Genomic DNA, 15,921 nt, shown 5'->3' on the forward strand with positions numbered 1-15,921 from the left:
CACCGGGACTCCGGCTCGGATCACCGGGTGGAGATCTTGTGGACGGTGGTGTCGTCGGGGTTCAGCCGTCGCCCGTCCGCGGACAGCACTTCCAGTGCGCGGAGGCGATGCCCCTGCCGGCGGTCGACCAACTCCGAGTGGGGTTCGCCGGGTGCGAAGAAGTGCTGTTCGCCCCACTGCCGCAGTGCCACGATGACGGGGAAGAGCGCCTCGCCCTTCGGGGTCAGCACGTACTCGCGGTAGGCGCTGCCGTCCGAGGCGGGGACGGATTCGAGGACGCCGCCGGCGACCAGGGTGCGCAGCCGCGCGGTGAGGATGTTCTTCGCGACGCCGAGGCTGCGCTGGAACTCGCCGAAGCGCCGGCTTCCGTCGAAGGCGTCCCGCACGATCAACAGGGACCACCAGTCGCCGATCGCGTCCACCGACCGGGCGACGGGACATTTGCTGTCGTCGAAGCGCGTCCTGGTCACCATGGCGTCCCTCACTCTCACAATGGTTGCAACATGCTACCAAACCAACTACCGTCGCCGAGCATCATCGGTAGCAAGTTGAAACCAGACATGCGGAGGAGTGCTGATGCCCGGCAACAGTGAGGCTGTGTCACAACGGACCGAGGGCCGAGTCGGGGAAGGCTCCGCGTTCGTCCTGTCCCGCGGCGTCGTCATGCTGTTCGCCGTCGCCTGCGGGGCCGCGGTGGCCAATGTCTACTTCTCGCAGCCGCTGCTGGTGACCATGGGCCATGACCTCGCCATGAGCCCGGCGCTGGTCGGCAGCGTGGTCACCCTCACGCACGTCGGATACGGGCTGGGGCTCTTCTTCCTCGTGCCGCTGGGCGATGTGGCCGACCGCAGACGGCTCGTCGTGGCCCAGTTGCTGCTCCTGGTGGTGGCGCTGGTCGTGGTGGCCGCCGCGCGCACGGCGGCGGTCCTGCTCGCGGGCATGGCCGCGACGGGGCTTCTCGCGGTCGTCACACAGACGCTGGTGGCCTTCGCGGCGTCGCTGGCCCCTCCCGCGGGGCGCGGCCGGGTCGTCGGTCTGGTCACGAGCGGCGTGGTCGTCGGAATCCTGCTCGCCCGGACCGCGTCCGGCCTCATGGCCGATCTCGCCGGCTGGCGCTCCGTCTACCTCGCCTCGGCGTCGCTCACCGCTCTGCTCGCCCTGGTCCTGTACCGAGTGCTGCCGCGCCACAGTGACGCTCCCCCGGCCGCCCTGCGCTACGGGCAGCTCCTGCGCTACGGGCAGCTCCTGCGCTCCACGCTCACCCTGTTCGCGCGGGAACGGCTGCTGCGGCTCCGGTCCCTGTTCGGTCTGCTGATCTTCGCCTCCTTCAGCACCCTGTGGAGCAGCGTCGCGCTGCCGCTCAGCGAGGCACCGTACTTCCTGTCCCACAGCGCGATCGGGGCGCTGGGGCTGATCGGTGTCGCCGGCGCCCTGGCCGCGACCGTGGCGGGCCGCCTGAACGACCGCGGTCACTCCCGGCGGACCACCGGCATCGCCCTGGCACTGCTGGCCGCCTCATGGGTGCCCCTGGCGTTCACCCGCGGCTCGTTCTGGGCCCTGGCCGTCGGGGTGGTCCTTCTCGACCTCGCCGTGCAGGCGGTCCACGTCACCAACCAGACCCTGATCTACGCACTGCACCCGGACGCGGGCAGCCGGCTGATCGGCGGATACATGGTCTTCTACTCGATCGGCAGCGCCATCGGCGCCATCGCCGCGACCTCCCTCTACACGGTGGCCGGCTGGGGCGCCGTATGCGCACTGGGGGCCGCGTTCAGCTGCCTCGGGCTCGCGCTGTGGGCGTTCACTTCGGCACAGTGCCCCTGATCCCGCCACCAAGGCGACCTCCCGCAGCGAGGCTTGAGCGATTCCGCCGACTGTCGGGGGAGGATCGCCGCACTCATCGGCCGTGCCGGGGCCGCAGTGCCCGGCCTCGTTCAGCAGGCCGAGCACTGCCCGGGGTGACGATCGCTACGAGGACGTCACCGCCGCATCACCCCCCGGTTCGACGTCGAGCGGCCGCAGGAAGCGCCGCTCGTACCGCTTGATGCAGCGAGTGGTGCGGGCCAGTTCGAAGGCGGCCCGGCAGTCCGGGTCGGACATGCTGTCCGTGCGGTACTGCTCGTAGGCGGCGAGGCCGGGGAAGGAGAAGAGGGCGTAGGCGATGTCGCTGTCGCCCTCGCTCGGCAGGAAGTAGCCGTGGTGCGTGCCGCCGAAGCGGTTGACGAGCTCGACCCAGCGGCGCCCGTACTCCTCGAAGTCCGCGAGCTTGTCGGCGTCGATCTCGTACTTCAAATGAATAGTGATCACGTCGGCATCATGCTGCACGGCCCTTCGGGCCCGAAAGCGGTTATCTTCCGAGAGCGCCAGGAGAACCACAACGCCGGGGCTCTCACCGCCCGTCCAGCCGGATCCGCCACTCCAGCAGCGTGCCGCCGCCCGCCGGTGCGGACAGCGCGAGGGTGCCGCCGTGGCGCTCCGCCCGTTCGGCGAGGTTGCGCAGGCCGCTCCGCCGGCCGCCGTCGTCCGGGATGCCGACGCCGTCGTCGGCGACGGTGAGGACCAGTTCGCGGCCCTCGTTGACGACGGCGACGTCCACCGCTCCGGCACCCGCGTGCCGGGCGACGTTGGCCAGGGCCTCGGCAAGGACGGCGACGGCGTCGTCGGCGGCCTCGCGGGGCACTTGGGTATCCAGCAGTCCCTCCATGCGCAGGCTCGGTGCGAAGCCGAGTGCCGGGCCGGCCTCGGCGACGGCGCGGACGACGCGGGTGCGCAGGCCGTGCTGGGGGGCGGTCTCGCGGGAGCGCAGGCCGAAGATGGTGGACCGGATGATCTTGATGGTCTCGTCGAGGTCGCCGACCGCGCGGCGGACGCGTTCGGCGGCCTCCGGGTGGTCGATAAAGCGGTCGGCGCTCTGGAGGGTCATCCCGGTGGCGAAGAGCCGCTGGATGGCGAGGTCGTGCAGGTCGCGGGCGATCCGGTCGCGGTCCTCCAGGAGGGCCAACTGGGCGGCGTCGGTGCGCCGTTCGGCCAGTTCCATGGCCAGTCCGGTCTGGCCGGCGAAGGCCAGCAGCGGCTCGGTCTCCCGCTCGGTGAACTCCGCCGCGCCCGCCGCCCGTACCAGCAGCAGCACGCCGTGGACGGCCTCCCCGGAGGTGACCGGGACGGCCAGGGCGGGTCCCAGTCCGGCCGGGGCCTCGTCGGCGACGGGCTCCCGGACCGGGCGGGCGCCGGTGAACGCGGTGCCGCTCAACGTGCCCTCCGGCTGCAGCACCAGGTCCCGCAGCCCGTCGGCTCCCGCCCCGGTGGCCGCCCCGACGGTCAGGGCGCCGCCCCCGGCCGCCTCCGGCAGGGAGAAGACCACGAGGGCGGCCCCGGTGATCTCCCGGGCCAGTTCGGCGATGCGGGCGGTGACTTCGGCGCGGGGCCGGTCGGACATGAGGGCGGTCGTCACCTCCGCGCCGGCGCGGAGCCAGCGCTCGCGCCGTGTGGACTCCTCGTAGAGGCGGGCGTTCTCGATGGCGACCCCGGCGGCGACGGCGAGGGTGGCGAGCACTTCCTCGTCCTCGTCCTCGAAGTCCGCTCCCCCGCGCTTCTCGGTCAGGTAGAGGTTGCCGAAGACGTGGTCGCGGACCCGGATGGGCACCCCGAGGAAGGTGTTCATCGGCGGGTGGCCCGGCGGGAAGCCGTAGGAGGCGGCGTGTTCGCAGATCTTCGGCAGCCGCAGGGGCTCCGGACGGCGGATCAGCTCGCCCAGGATGCCGTGGCCGCTCGGGTACGGGCCGATGGCCTCGATCTCCTCGGCGGTCAGCCCGACGGTGAGGAACTGCGACAGCGTCCGCCCGTCCGGCCCGATCACGCCCAGCGCCCCGTACCGCGCGTCGACGAGGACGACCGCCGCCTCGATGATGCCGCGCAGCACCTGCTCCAGCTCCAGGCCCCGGCCGACCGAGAGCACCGCCTCCAGCAGGTTGTGCACGCGGTCGCGGGTTCCGCGGGCCGCTTCGAGCCGGGCCTGGACTTCGTCCAGCAGTTCGTCCAGTCTGAGCTGCGGCAGCCGTACCGCCCCCGACCCCGTGTCCGCCACGCCTCTCCTCGCCTCTCCTGACCCCTGCGCCCCGCCGTTCACCCCCGGTCCGGCCCGGGAACACCGTATCCCCGCGCCCGGAGGTGGGGCCGACCGGCCCCTGCCGAGGGACGGCGGCGCCCTGTTGAATCGGAATCCTGGCCCGTCGCCGAGTGGCGCGGCGGCGGGCCGGTTCCGCCCTGCCCGGGCGGTACGGCGGTGTGTGCCACGGCGAGACGGCGGACCAGCGAAATGAGGAAGAGAGCGATGACCGACACCGTGCTCGACCGGTCCGCCGGCGACGGCGTCCGCGGGAGCGACCGGAACGGACAACCGGAGCCCGGCGCGGCGGTCGGGGCCGGGCGCCCACTGGCCTGGCTGCTGATCGTCGCCGGGGTGCTGGGGCTGCTGGCCTCCTTCGAGATCACCGTGGACAAGATCCGGCTGGCGGAGAACCCGGGGTACCGGCCGCCGTGCAACGTCGACGCCGTGGTCTCGTGCACGAGCGTGATGCGGAGCGAGCAGGCGTCGGCGTTCGGCTTCCCCAATCCGCTGATCGGGCTGGTCGCCTACGCCGTCGTCGTGGCACTCGGCGTGGTGCTGCTGACCGGTGCCCGCTTCCGGCGCTGGTTCTGGCTGGGCCTCAACCTGGGGGCGCTGTGCGGTGCCGTGTTCTGCATGTGGCTGATGTCCCAGGCGCTCTACTCGATCGGCGCGCTGTGCCTGTGGTGCTGTCTGGCCTGGGTCGTGACCATCGCCATCTTCTGGTACTCCACCGTGCACAACATCAAGCACCGCTTCCTGCCGGCGCCGCGCGCACTGCGCCTGGGGGTGCTGGAGTTCCACTGGGTCGTCCCGGCCGCCTGGTACGGAGTGATCGCGCTGCTCGCCGTGGACCGGTTCTGGGCCCCCTGGTGAACCGCGTTCCCTGAGAGGGCCGTTCGGCCCTCCGCCGGGCCCCGCCCGGCCCCTGCTCAGGCCCCTCCCCGGCGCTGATCATGAACGTGGCCGGACGGGCCCGTGGCCCCCACGGCGCGCCTCCTCCGGTCCGCGGAGAACTTCAGCAGATGCGGAGTAGGTGTGCCTGTGGACGGCATCGGGATGCGGAGCAGTGCGGAACCCCGGACGGAGCACCCCACCGGGGAGGCCTCCGGCGGTCCCCGGCCGAGGAGCTCGCCGGTGGAGTGGCTGACGACCACCGACCACAAACGGATCGGGACCCTGTATCTCGTCTCCGCCTTCGTCTTCTTCATCGTCGGCGGGGTGCTGGCGCTGCTCATGCGGGCCGAACTCGCCCGCCCCGGCTCGCAGATCATGTCGAACGAGCAGTTCAACCAGGCGTTCACGATGCATGGCTCGATCATGCTGCTGCTCTTCGCGATGCCGCTGTTCACGGGCTTCGCGAACTGGATCATGCCGATCCAGATCGGTGCGCCCGACGTGGCGTTCCCCCGCCTGAACATGCTCTCGTTCTGGCTGTTCCTCTTCGGCTCGCTGATCGCCGCCGCGGGCTTCCTCACCCCCCAGGGCGCCGCCGACTTCGGCTGGTTCGCCTATACGCCCCTGTCGGACGCGAGCCACTCCCCCGGCGTCGGCGCCGACCTGTGGATCATGGGCGTGGCGCTGTCCGGCTTCGGCAGCATCCTGGGCGCCGTCAACTTCATCACCACCATCATCTGCATGCGGGCGCCCGGCATGACGATGTTCCGGATGCCGATCTTCACCTGGAACGTCCTGCTGACCGCCCTGCTCATCCTGCTGGTCTTCCCGGTGCTGGCCGCCGCGCTGTTCGCGCTGGAGATGGACCGCAAGTTCGGCTCGCACATCTTCGACCCGGCCAACGGCGGCACGCTGCTGTGGCAGCACCTCTTCTGGTTCTTCGGCCACCCCGAGGTGTACGTCCTGGCGCTGCCGTTCTTCGGCATCGTCTCGGAGATCATCCCGGTCTTCTCCCGCAAGCCGATGTTCGGCTACTGGGGCCTGATCGCGGCGACGATCTCGATCGCCGGCCTGTCGGTGACGGTGTGGGCGCACCACATGTACGTGACGGGCGGTGTGCTGCTGCCGTTCTTCTCCTTCATGACCTTCCTGATCGCGGTGCCGACCGGTGTGAAGTTCTTCAACTGGATCGGCACCATGTGGAAGGGCTCGCTGTCCTTCGAGACCCCGATGCTCTGGGCGACGGGCTTCCTGATGACCTTCGTGTTCGGTGGTCTGACCGGCGTCATCCTGGCCGCCCCGCCGCTGGACTTCCACGTCTCGGACTCGTACTTCGTCGTCGCCCACTTCCATTACACGCTCTTCGGCACGGTCGTCTACGCGATGTTCGCCGGATTCCACTTCTGGTGGCCGAAGTTCACGGGCAGGATGCTGGACGAGCGGCTCGGCAAGGTCACCTTCTGGGTGCTCACGGCGGGCTTCCACCTGACGTTCCTCGTCCAGCACTGGCTGGGTGCCGAGGGCATGCCGCGCCGGTACGCCGACTACCTGGCGGCCGACGGCTGGACGGCGCTGAACACGCTCTCGACGATCGGCTCGTTCCTGCTGGGGCTCTCGTTCCTCCCGTTCTTCTACAACGTCTGGAAGACCGCCAAGTACGGCGAGCGCGTGGCGGTCGACGACCCCTGGGGCTGGGGCCGCTCCCTGGAGTGGGCGACCTCCTGCCCGCCGCCGCGCCACAACTTCCCCTCCCTGCCCCGGATCCGCTCCGAGTCCCCGGCCCTCGACCTCCACCGTCCGGGCCTCGAATCCGGTGACGCGCGTGACGCGCGGGCGGTCGCGGAGCCCCGGCCCGTGGGTACGTCGGCGACGTAGCGGTGGGAGCGCCGGCCGCCTCGCGTCCCGCGGGGCGGCCGCAATCGGTCCCTCACCCGATCGTGTGAGTTATCCGGCGGAATGACCGACATCATCAACGGTCCGCCCATAACAGCGTGTTGAGGCACTTAATGGCGCTTGCCCGGTTTCGCGCGCCGCCGTGTCCTTCCCCCGTTTGGCGCAGTTGGTCACGGCGTGACCGTGAACGCCACCCGAACGAGTGGAGGGAGAACCACCGTGACGACCGAGCGCGGGCTTGAGCGACCGCCGGGCCCGACCCGTCCGCCGCTGCCCGAACCGAAGGAAGCCCGATGCAGGAACGTCGGAGTACGGGACGCGTTCGAGAGCGCGTCCTTCCTCCAACTGTGTGCCCGGATCCCCGCCCTGCTGGCCCAGATCGCCCGGATGGCCTGGGAGATCGACCGCCGCGACGTCCTGGTCCTGCTGGGCTGTCAGCTGCTCTCCGGCACGGCCGCGGCCGTCGGCCTCGCGGCGACCGCCGGGGCCATGGCCCCGGTGCTCGGCGGCGGGCTGGTGCCCGACCGCATCCGCGAGGCCCTCCCGGCCCTCGCCGTCGTGGCGGTGGCCGCGGGGATCGCGCGCGTCACCCACGGAGTGGCGTCCTGGGCGGTGGCCCGCCTCAAACCCCGGCTGATGACGGCCGCCGACGTCGCCCTGGTCGAAGCGGTCATCTCGGTGGAACTGGCCGCGCTCAACCGGGCCGACTTCTCCGACGAGCACGAGGCCGCCGAGACCGGAGCGGTGCGCTGTGACCGGATGCTGTACGACGCGCAGGCGTTCATGTCCGCCCTGATCCGCCTCGTCGCCGCCTTCGGGGTCCTCACGATCCTGCACCCCCTGATGCTGCCCGTCCTGGTGCTGGCCGTCGTGCCGTCCGGGGCCGGGGCCGTCGCCGAGGCCAAGATCGAGCACCGCACGCACTACTCCAATGTCTCCAGCAGGAACGTCAAGGGGATGATGCGCTGGCACGTCACCACCCCGCGGCTGGCCGACGAGGTGCGGGCCAACAGCATGAAGCAGTACCTGATGTTCTGGTACCGCACGGTCTCCCACCGCATCGACGACCGCATCGTCGCCGCCGCGGGACTCGGGCTGCGCGCCAACCTCCTGGCCGCGGGCGCCGGCGGCGCCTGTCTGACCCTTGCCTGGGGCACCCTGGTGTGGCTCACCGTAACCGGCCGGGTCTCGTTCGCCGTTTCCGCCACGGCCGTCGTCGCCGTGCGCGCCGCGCTGGGCAACCTGAACAACGTCGTCCACTACTGCACCAGTCTGTTCCACTCCACGCTGTACCTCGGCGACTGGAAGCGCTTCGTGGACAACACCCGCGCGCTGGCCCCCGACCGCGGCCGGACCGCGGCCCCTGCCTGCCCGGAGACGATCCGCTTCGACCAGGTCTCGTACGCCTACCCCAACAAGACCCGCCCGGCCGTCGACGGGCTCAGCCTGACACTGCGCCGCGGTGAACTCGTCGCGGTGGTCGGCGAGAACGGGTCCGGGAAGTCCACCCTGATGCGGCTGGTGACCGGCCTCTTCACCGCCGACAAAGGAACGGTGTCCTGGGACGGGGTGGACCTCGCGACCGCCGATCCCGACACCGTGTGGTCCCGCACCGGGCTCGTGCCGCAGTTCTTCGCCTACTGGCCCCTCACCGCGCGCGAGAACATCACCCTGGGCCAGCCCCTGACCTGGGACGACGAGCGGGTGTGGGAGACCGTCGACCTGGTCGGACTGCGCCCGACGATCGAGGAGTTCCCCGACGGACTCGACATGCTCCTCGCCCGCGAGCTGTGGGGCGGCGTGAACCTCTCGGGCGGCCAGTGGCAGCGCGTCGCCTGCGCCCGGGCCCTGTACCGCAGACCCCCGGTGCTCATCCTCGACGAGCCCACCAGTGAACTCGACGCCCGGGGCGAGCACATGATCTTCCAGGCGCTCAAGGACATGGCCAAGGACCGCATCACGATCGTCGTCACCCACCGCCTCGACAACACCCGCATCGCCGACCGCATCGTCGTCATGGAGCACGGCCACGTCATCGAGGACGGGACGTTCGACCGGCTCGTGACCGCGGGCGGGCTCTTCCAGGAGCTCTACGCACTGTCCCAGGACCGCTGACACGAAGGCCGCCCGATACGGGAATCCGCGCTGCCGACAGGTCCGGGCCCACGGGCGGCCGGCAGTGCGGGAAACGCCAGGGCCCCGCCTCCCGGGCGATCCGGGCGACGGGGCCGTGGTGCTCGACGGCATCCGAGGGGAGTCAACCGTGCGGCCGGTTCGCCGGTCGCACGGGGGACGGTCCTGTCACGCCTGCCGTGTGTCCGCCGGGCGCGACCGCTCCGTCCGGCGGGCCGGCAGGCGCCGGCGCAGCAGGACCAGCGGAACGGCACCGGCGAAGCCCACCGCGGCGGGAGCGGCGGCGGCCGCCTTGCCGATGCCCTTCTGGTCGAACGTGTCGGGCACGGGCAGCGTGTTCCAGCGGTCGATGGGCCAGGCCACGACGATCGCGCGGCCCACCACGTTGTCGACGGGCACGAAGCCCTTGCCCGGCTCGTCCTGGTGGTAGCGGGAGTCGGCCGAGTTCTGCCGGTGGTCGCCCATGACCCAGAGCCGGCCCTCGGGGACCGTGACCTTGAACTGCCCCTCGGGGCCCGCGCTGCACGGGGTGTTGCCCTCGAAGACGTACGACTTCTCGTCGAGCGGCTTGCCGTTGACCTTCAGCGGGCCGGTCCCCTTGCACTCCACGGTGTCACCGGCGACGCCCACGACGCGCTTGATCAGGTCCTTCTCATTGGCGGAGGGCATCAGCCCGATCCAGCTGAGCGCCTTCTGCACCATGTTGGGCTCCGGCGTCGGCTCGTCCTTCAGCCAGGTGCCCGGATCGTGGAAGACGATGACCTCGCCGCGCTCCGGCTCCGAGCCGAACCAGGGGGTCAGCTTGTCGACCAGCACCCGGTCGCCCCGCTGGAGGGTGTTCTGCATGGAGTCCGAGGGGATGGAGAACGCCTGCACCAGGAACGTCTTGATCAGGAGGGCCAGCACCAGCGCGACCACGATGAGAAGGGGCAGCTCCTTCCAGAAGGGACGCTGCTGCTTCGCCTTCCCGCGCTTCTTCGCCCCGGCCGTCTCCACGGGCTCCTCTCCGGGCCCGTCCTGCTCCGACCGCGCGCCCACCGCCACGTCCCCCACATCCACTCCTCACTTCGACCACCGCCCGCTCCGTCCGCGGTGCGGGCCCCGGTGCCCCCGCCGAGCGGGAGGTTCCGGCGGAGCCACCCTATGCGAAGAGCGGGTACGGCCGTTCCGCACGGCGGTCGCTCGCGGCGCGGCGGTCTGGATCCGGCCGCGGGGGCGCGCCCGGTGAAGATCCGTCGGCCCCATTGCCCGGACCGCCAAGCCCACTTAGGGTTGCCTAACTGCACCGATGCGGCCATGCGCGCATCGAACCACCCCGTCGTACGGTCGCCTCCGGTGGCAGCCGCCGGCGGTGCGCGAAGGGAGCCGGGGATGGCGTCGGAACGGAACGCGGAAGCATCGGAGAGGGAGTTACGGACCGGCCCGCCCCCGCAGACGGTCCTCCTCCGCCTGATGTGGGGCCGGACGATGTCCTGTCTGCTGGAGACCACGATCCGGCTGGGCCTGGCCGATCAGCTGGGCGACGGGGAGGGCAAGGCCGAGGAGGTGGCGGCCCGGTGCGGTACGCGGCCGGAGCCCACCGTGCGGATGCTCCGGGCCCTGACCGCGCTCGAACTGCTCACCGAGGTCCGGCCGGGCGTGTTCCGGCTCACCCCGGCCGGGGCGCTGCTCCGTTCGGACCACCCGGAGGGGATGGCCTCCATGATCCGGTTCTTCACCTTCCCCGCCATGGTCGACGCCTGGGAGCACCTGGAGGACAGCCTGCGGACCGGTCGTCCCGCCTTCGACGCGCTCGTCGGGCACGACTACTTCACCCACCTCAGGGAGCACCCCGAGCTGTCGGCCGACTTCAACCGGGCCATGAGCCAGGCCACCCGGGCGACCGCCGACGTGCTGGCGCTCCACTACGACTTCGGCCGGTACGGCACCGTGGTGGACGTGGGAGGCGGCGACGGCACACTGCTGGCGGGCATCCTCGCCCGGCACCCCTCGCCCCGCGGGATCCTCTACGACTCCCCGGAAGGACTCGCCCAGGCCGCGGCCCGGATGGAGCGGGCGGGCCTGAGCGGCCGGTGTGCCCTGGAGACCGGCGACTTCTTCGTCTCCGCCCCGGCCGGCGGGGACCTGTACCTGCTGAAGAGCGTCCTGCACGACTGGGACGACGACCGGTGCGCCGACATCCTCGGCGGCATCCGCCGGGTCGTCCCCGCCGACGGCCGGCTGCTGATCGTCGAGCCGGTGCTGCCGGCGCTCGCGGACCCGGGCGGCGGGAGTGCCCACCACTACCTCAGCGACCTCACCATGATGGTCGGTCTGGGCGGCAGGGAGCGGACGGCGGAGGACTTCGAGGAGCTCTGTGCGCGGTCGGGCTTCTCGGTGACGGCCGTCACCGCCCTGCCGGAGCCGAGCACGTTCGCGATCGTGGAGGCGGAGCCGGTCTGACGCAGGGCCGGGAACGGGCGGGGCCGTGCTACGGGCCCCGCCCCGCGGCCCGTCAGGCGGGCGTACCGGCGTCGAGCGAGCGCAGCACCGACCAGGCGATGAAGTGTGCTGCGCCGTCGAGCACTTCGGGGCCGAGGTTGGGCTCCTCCATGCTGTGGGTGCGCGTCGTGCCGTCGGCGGTGACGCGGCAGGTCATGCTGACGAAGCCCCGGTGGTCGTCCGGCGAACCGGTGTGCCAGGTCCCCCCGGCGGCGATGTGGAGCGGGGATCCCGCGTCGCCGGCGGCGGGCAGGCCGGCCGCCCACTGGGCGAACCGCCCGTGGGAGAGCGTGTCGTCGAGCCGTATGCCGCGGCCGCCGAGGGCGCCGGACAGCCGGTCGAGGGCGCCGGTGCCGTCGCGGCTGACCACGTGTCCTTCCAGGGCCCGGCTGACGCGCTCCTCCAGGTCGTGCGTCTCCTCGTCGGCCGGGAGGACGATGGTGACGTCGACGTAGGGATAGCGCCAGCAGTACCCGGCCGTCACGGACCGGGTGCCGAGGGCGTCCAGCACGGCGTCCACGCGGGAGGCGACCTCGGGTTCGGGCAGGCCCATGGTCCGCCACTGGAGGCGGGACGTCTCGGCGGGGCTCAGTCCGACGGCGGTCAGCGCCGCCTCCAGCATGGGCAGGCACTCCTTGGGCGGCCCGGGGAGGAGGACGACGTGCCGGTCGCCATCGGCGATCACGGCGCCCCACGCGGTGCCGTTGGGGTTCGGCAACAGCGTGCTGCCCTGCGGGAACTGCGCCTGGCGGCGGTTGTCGGGGTGCAGGTGGATGCCGAGGTCGGCGAGCCGCTCCTGGATGGCGGTCCAGGCCTCCGCGCGCTCCTCCAGCGCCCGGTCGAGGGCCCTGGCGACGGCGAAGCGGGTGACGTCGTCGGAGGTGGGGCCGAGTCCGCCGATCACGAGGACGAGCGGCGCCTGGCCCAGGGCGAGGGTGATCGCCTCGCTGATGGCGTGCTCGTCGTCCGGCACGGTGTGCCGGGAGCGGGTCCTGACCGCGTACCGCAGCAGGACGCGGCTGGCCTCCGTGCCGTTGGTGTCGGTCACCTCCCCGTTGAGCAGTTCGTCTCCTACGGTGACGACGCAGGCGAGGCCGGCCGGCGGGGCCGGTGCGGGACGGGCGGTCATGGAGGTACCTCCGGGTGGATCGGGTCCGGGTGCGCGGCTGGTGGCGCACCGGGCGGTGCGGGCGGGCGCCGGCGGTCCGTCACCGCGGCGCCCGCCCCGGGTGGCGGGAAGAACGGGTCAGGCGCCCGTGGCCATCCCGCCGTCAATGGTGAGCACCGCGCCGTTGACGGCGGCCGCCGCGGGACCGGCCAGGTGGACGACCGTACCGGCCACCTCCTCGGGGGTGGCGGCGCGGCCCAGCGGGACGCGGGACAGGATCTCGGCGTGCCGGTCCTCCGAGAGGACGGACGTCATGTCGGTGGTGACGAGGCCCGGGGCGACGACGTTGGCCGTGATGCCGCGCGAGCCGAGCTCCCGGGCGATGGAGCGGGCCATGCCGACGAGGCCCGCCTTGGACGCGGCGTAGTTCACCTGTCCCGCGGCGCCGGTGCTGCCGACGACCGAGGAGACGAAGATCATACGGCCGCCGCGGGCCCGGAGCATGGCCTTGCTCGCGCGGCGGGCGACACGGAAGGCACCGGTCAGATTGGTGTCGAGCACCGAGGTGAAGTCCTCGTCACTCATGCGCAGCAGCAGTCCGTCACGGGTGACACCGGCGTTGGCGACCAGGACCTCGACGGGGCCGTGGGCGGCCTCGACCGTCGCGAAGGCGGCGTCGACCTGCTCGGTGCTGGTGACGTCGCAGGGCACGGACAGGATGTCGGCGTCGGGCGGCGGGCTGCTGCGGTAGGTCACGGCCACGCGGTCGCCCTCCGCCGCGAACGCTCGGGCGATGGCGAGGCCGATGCCCCGGTTGCCGCCGGTGATCAGGACGGAACGGCTCACAGCGATGGTTCCTTCGGTGGAGAGGTGGTGCGGGGCGGGGCCGCCGCGCGGCCGTGGCGGACGGGCGGCGGCCCCGTGGCCGGGGGCGCCGCGGTGGCGCCCCCGGCGGAGGGGGAACGGGTCGGTCAGACGGCGTAGCCGTACGAGTCGGGCCAGTTGGCCGCGACAACGAGCTCCTTGGCCGCGCGGTGCGGCCAGTGCGGGTCGCGCAGCAGCTCGCGGCCGAGCAGGACGGCGTCGGCCTGTCCGGAGGCGAGGATCTCCTCGGCCTGCCGCGGNGCGGTGCGGCCAGTGCGGGTCGCGCAGCAGCTCGCGGCCGAGCAGGACGGCGTCGGCCTGTCCGGAGGCGAGGATCTCCTCGGCCTGCCGCGGCTCGGTGATCAGGCCGACGGCGCCGACCGGCATCTTGGTCTGCGCCCGCACCGCGGCCGCGTAGGGCACCTGGTAGCCGGGGCCTGTGGCAATCCGGGCGTCGGGGGCGATGCCGCCGGAGGAGACGTCGAGCAGGTCCACGCCGTGCTCCGTGAGCTCCTCGGCCAGGCGGACGGTGTCCTCGCCGGTCCAGCCCTGGCGGTTGTCGTCCGGGTTCTCGGCGGACAGCCAGTCGGTGGCGGAGGTGCGGAAGAAGACGGGCAGTTCGTCGGGCCACACGGCGCGCACGGCGTCGACGACCTCGAGGGCGAAGCGCGCACGGCGCTCGAAGCTGCCGCCGTAGGCGTCGGTGCGGTGGTTGCTGTGCGGCGAGAGGAAGGAGTTGATGAGGAAGCCGTGGGCGCCGTGGACCTCGGCGACCTTGAAGCCGGCTTCCAGGGCGCGCTCGGCGGCCTCGGCGAACTTCCGTACCAGCGCCTGGACCTCGTCGACGGTCAGCTCGTGCGGGACGGGGAAGTCACCGTAGGCCACGGCGCTGGGGCCGACGGTCGGCCAGCCGTGCTCCTCGGCGCCGACCGGGCCGCCGCCCTTCCAGGGCGCGGCGGACGAGCCCTTGCGCCCGGAGTGGGCGAGCTGGATCGCCGGGACCACGTCGTGGTCCTCCAGGAAGCGGGTGACCCGCTTCAGCGCCTCCATCTGCGTGTCGTTCCACAGGCCCAGGCAGCCGGGGGTGATGCGGCCCTCGGGGGCCACCGCGGTGGCCTCCAGCAGGATCAGGCCGGCGCCGCCCGCGGCTCGGGAGAAGAGGTGACCGAGGTGCCAGTCGTTGACGACACCCCTCTGCGGCCCGACCGGGTCGGCCTGGTACTGGCACATCGGGGCCATCCAGGCGCGGTTGGGGATCGTCAGCCCGCGCAGGGTCAGCGGCGAGAAGAGCATGCTCATGAAAGATCTCCGGAAGGAAGAAGACTCGAAGAAAGCTTTGAAAGAAGTGAAGTGGGATGACCGGTGGGGCGGTCGGGGCGGAAGAGTGGGGAACTCACGCCCCGGCCGCGGGCCGGGTCCCTTTGTCGCGCCGGGCTTCGCTGTCGCACCGGGCCTCGTTGTCGCGCCGGGCTTCGGGGTGCCGCAGGCACCATCCCGCCCAGGCGGAGGCGACCATCTCGCGGACGCCGTGCCGGGCCTGCCAGCCCAGCTCCCGCTCGATGGGCGAGGCGTCGGCGACCACCCGCGCCGGGTCGCCCGGCCGGCGGTCGGTGACGACGGGCTCGATGGCGTGACCGGTCACCTCGGTGATGACGTCGATCAGCTCGCGGACCGAAAGTCCTTCGCCGCGGCCCACGTTGTAGGTGCGGGCCACACCCTGCCGCTCGCGCAGATGGCGGGTGGCGGCCAGGTGGGCGGAGGCGATGTCGGCCACGTGGATGTAGTCACGGACACAGGTGCCGTCCGGGGTCGGGTAGTCGTCGCCGAAGATCACCGGGGCCTGGCCGGCGGTGAGCTTCTCGAAGACCATGGGCACCAGGTTGAGGACCCGCTCGTCGGCGAGGCGGGGTTCGGCCGCGCCGGCGACGTTGAAGTACCGCAGGTTGACGAAGTCCACCCCGTCGGCGCGGTGCGCCGCCGCGGCCAGCCACTCGCCGACCAGTTTCGTCTGCCCGTAGGGGCTGATCGGCGCACAGCCGGTGGCCTCGGTGACCAGGTCGTCGTCGACCATGCCGTAGACGGAGGCGCTGGAGGAGTACACCAGCTTGCGCACCCCCGCGTCCTTCATGGCCGCGAGGAGCATCCGGAAGCCCTCGACGTTCTGGTGGTAGTGCAGCAGCGGCAGTTCGACGGACTCGCCGACCTGTGTCCGGGCGACGAGGTTGACCACGCCCTCCACCGGGAACCGGCGGAAGACGTCGGCCAGCACCCCGGCGTCGAGGACGCTGCCCTCGACCAGGGGGACCCCGTCCGGGACGGCGTCCCGGGACCCGGTCGAGAGGTCGTCCACCACGACGACCCGCTCACCGGCCTCCTGCATGGCCCTGACGACGTGTCCGCCGATGAATCCGGCACCGCCGGCTATGAGCCAGTACGACAT

Annotated in this window: 12 protein-coding genes and 1 pseudogene; 5 read left to right on the plus strand and 8 right to left on the minus strand. The window is 72.0% G+C overall.

Annotated features, from left to right (window positions below):
- Positions 1 to 20: 20 nt before the first annotated feature.
- The gene (locus HN013_RS10530) at positions 21 to 473 is read right to left on the minus strand and encodes a helix-turn-helix domain-containing protein (protein ID WP_171165510.1); all 453 of its coding nucleotides are present in this window, start codon (positions 471 to 473) and stop codon (positions 21 to 23) included.
- Positions 474 to 576: 103 nt separating this feature from the next.
- On the opposite strand from HN013_RS10530, the gene HN013_RS10535 reads away from it, so the two are divergent.
- Positions 577 to 1,824: an MFS transporter gene (locus tag HN013_RS10535; protein ID WP_171165512.1), complete on the plus strand. Its 1,248-nt coding sequence runs from the start codon at positions 577 to 579 to the stop codon at positions 1,822 to 1,824.
- Between the two features lie 144 nt (positions 1,825 to 1,968).
- On the opposite strand, the gene HN013_RS10540 is transcribed toward HN013_RS10535, so the two are convergent.
- Positions 1,969 to 2,307 carry an NIPSNAP family protein gene (locus HN013_RS10540; RefSeq protein WP_171165514.1) on the minus strand — a complete coding sequence of 113 codons (339 nt, stop codon included), beginning with the start codon at positions 2,305 to 2,307 and terminating at the stop codon, positions 1,969 to 1,971.
- 82 nt (positions 2,308 to 2,389) lie between these two features.
- Entirely contained in the window at positions 2,390 to 4,084 is a 1,695-nt protein-coding gene (locus HN013_RS10545) for a GAF domain-containing protein (RefSeq protein ID WP_171165516.1), read from the minus strand.
- 246 nt (positions 4,085 to 4,330) lie between these two features.
- Between HN013_RS10545 and HN013_RS10550 the strand changes: the two genes are divergently transcribed.
- The 3 genes from HN013_RS10550 (at position 4,331) to HN013_RS10560 (ending at position 9,010) form a co-directional block, all read left to right on the plus strand.
- Positions 4,331 to 4,981 (plus strand): vitamin K epoxide reductase family protein, encoded by a 651-nt coding sequence (locus tag HN013_RS10550; RefSeq protein WP_171165518.1) that lies wholly within the window; start codon positions 4,331 to 4,333, stop codon positions 4,979 to 4,981.
- Positions 4,982 to 5,164: 183 nt separating this feature from the next.
- Positions 5,165 to 6,877 (plus strand): cytochrome c oxidase subunit I, encoded by a 1,713-nt coding sequence (ctaD, locus tag HN013_RS10555; protein ID WP_212764211.1) that lies wholly within the window; start codon positions 5,165 to 5,167, stop codon positions 6,875 to 6,877.
- Between the two features lie 405 nt (positions 6,878 to 7,282).
- Complete coding sequence (locus HN013_RS10560; protein ID WP_249374919.1) at positions 7,283 to 9,010, plus strand: ABC transporter ATP-binding protein; 1,728 nt, start codon at positions 7,283 to 7,285, stop codon at positions 9,008 to 9,010.
- A gap of 186 nt (positions 9,011 to 9,196) precedes the next feature.
- Here the strand turns inward: HN013_RS10560 and lepB are convergent, their stop codons facing one another.
- Entirely contained in the window at positions 9,197 to 10,081 is an 885-nt protein-coding gene (gene lepB, locus HN013_RS10565; RefSeq protein ID WP_171165522.1) for a signal peptidase I, read from the minus strand.
- Between the two features lie 318 nt (positions 10,082 to 10,399).
- On the opposite strand from lepB, the gene HN013_RS10570 reads away from it, so the two are divergent.
- Positions 10,400 to 11,470 (plus strand): methyltransferase, encoded by a 1,071-nt coding sequence (locus HN013_RS10570; RefSeq protein WP_171165524.1) that lies wholly within the window; start codon positions 10,400 to 10,402, stop codon positions 11,468 to 11,470.
- A 52-nt stretch (positions 11,471 to 11,522) separates the two neighbouring features.
- Here the strand turns inward: HN013_RS10570 and HN013_RS10575 are convergent, their stop codons facing one another.
- The 4 genes and pseudogenes from HN013_RS10575 to galE form a co-directional block, all read right to left on the minus strand.
- Entirely contained in the window at positions 11,523 to 12,638 is a 1,116-nt protein-coding gene (locus HN013_RS10575; RefSeq protein WP_171165526.1) for a molybdopterin-binding protein, read from the minus strand.
- 117 nt (positions 12,639 to 12,755) lie between these two features.
- Positions 12,756 to 13,463 carry a 3-oxoacyl-ACP reductase FabG gene (gene fabG / locus HN013_RS10580; RefSeq protein WP_171165731.1) on the minus strand — a complete coding sequence of 236 codons (708 nt, stop codon included), beginning with the start codon at positions 13,461 to 13,463 and terminating at the stop codon, positions 12,756 to 12,758.
- 261 nt (positions 13,464 to 13,724) lie between these two features.
- Positions 13,725 to 14,780: pseudogene (locus tag HN013_RS10590) on the minus strand (NADH:flavin oxidoreductase/NADH oxidase); the annotation flags it as partial.
- Between the two features lie 94 nt (positions 14,781 to 14,874).
- Complete coding sequence (gene galE / locus HN013_RS10595; protein ID WP_171165528.1) at positions 14,875 to 15,921, minus strand: UDP-glucose 4-epimerase GalE; 1,047 nt, start codon at positions 15,919 to 15,921, stop codon at positions 14,875 to 14,877.

Origin of the sequence: Streptomyces sp. I05A-00742, assembly GCF_013055795.1 — a bacterium.
Lineage (GTDB): Bacteria > Actinomycetota > Actinomycetes > Streptomycetales > Streptomycetaceae > Streptomyces.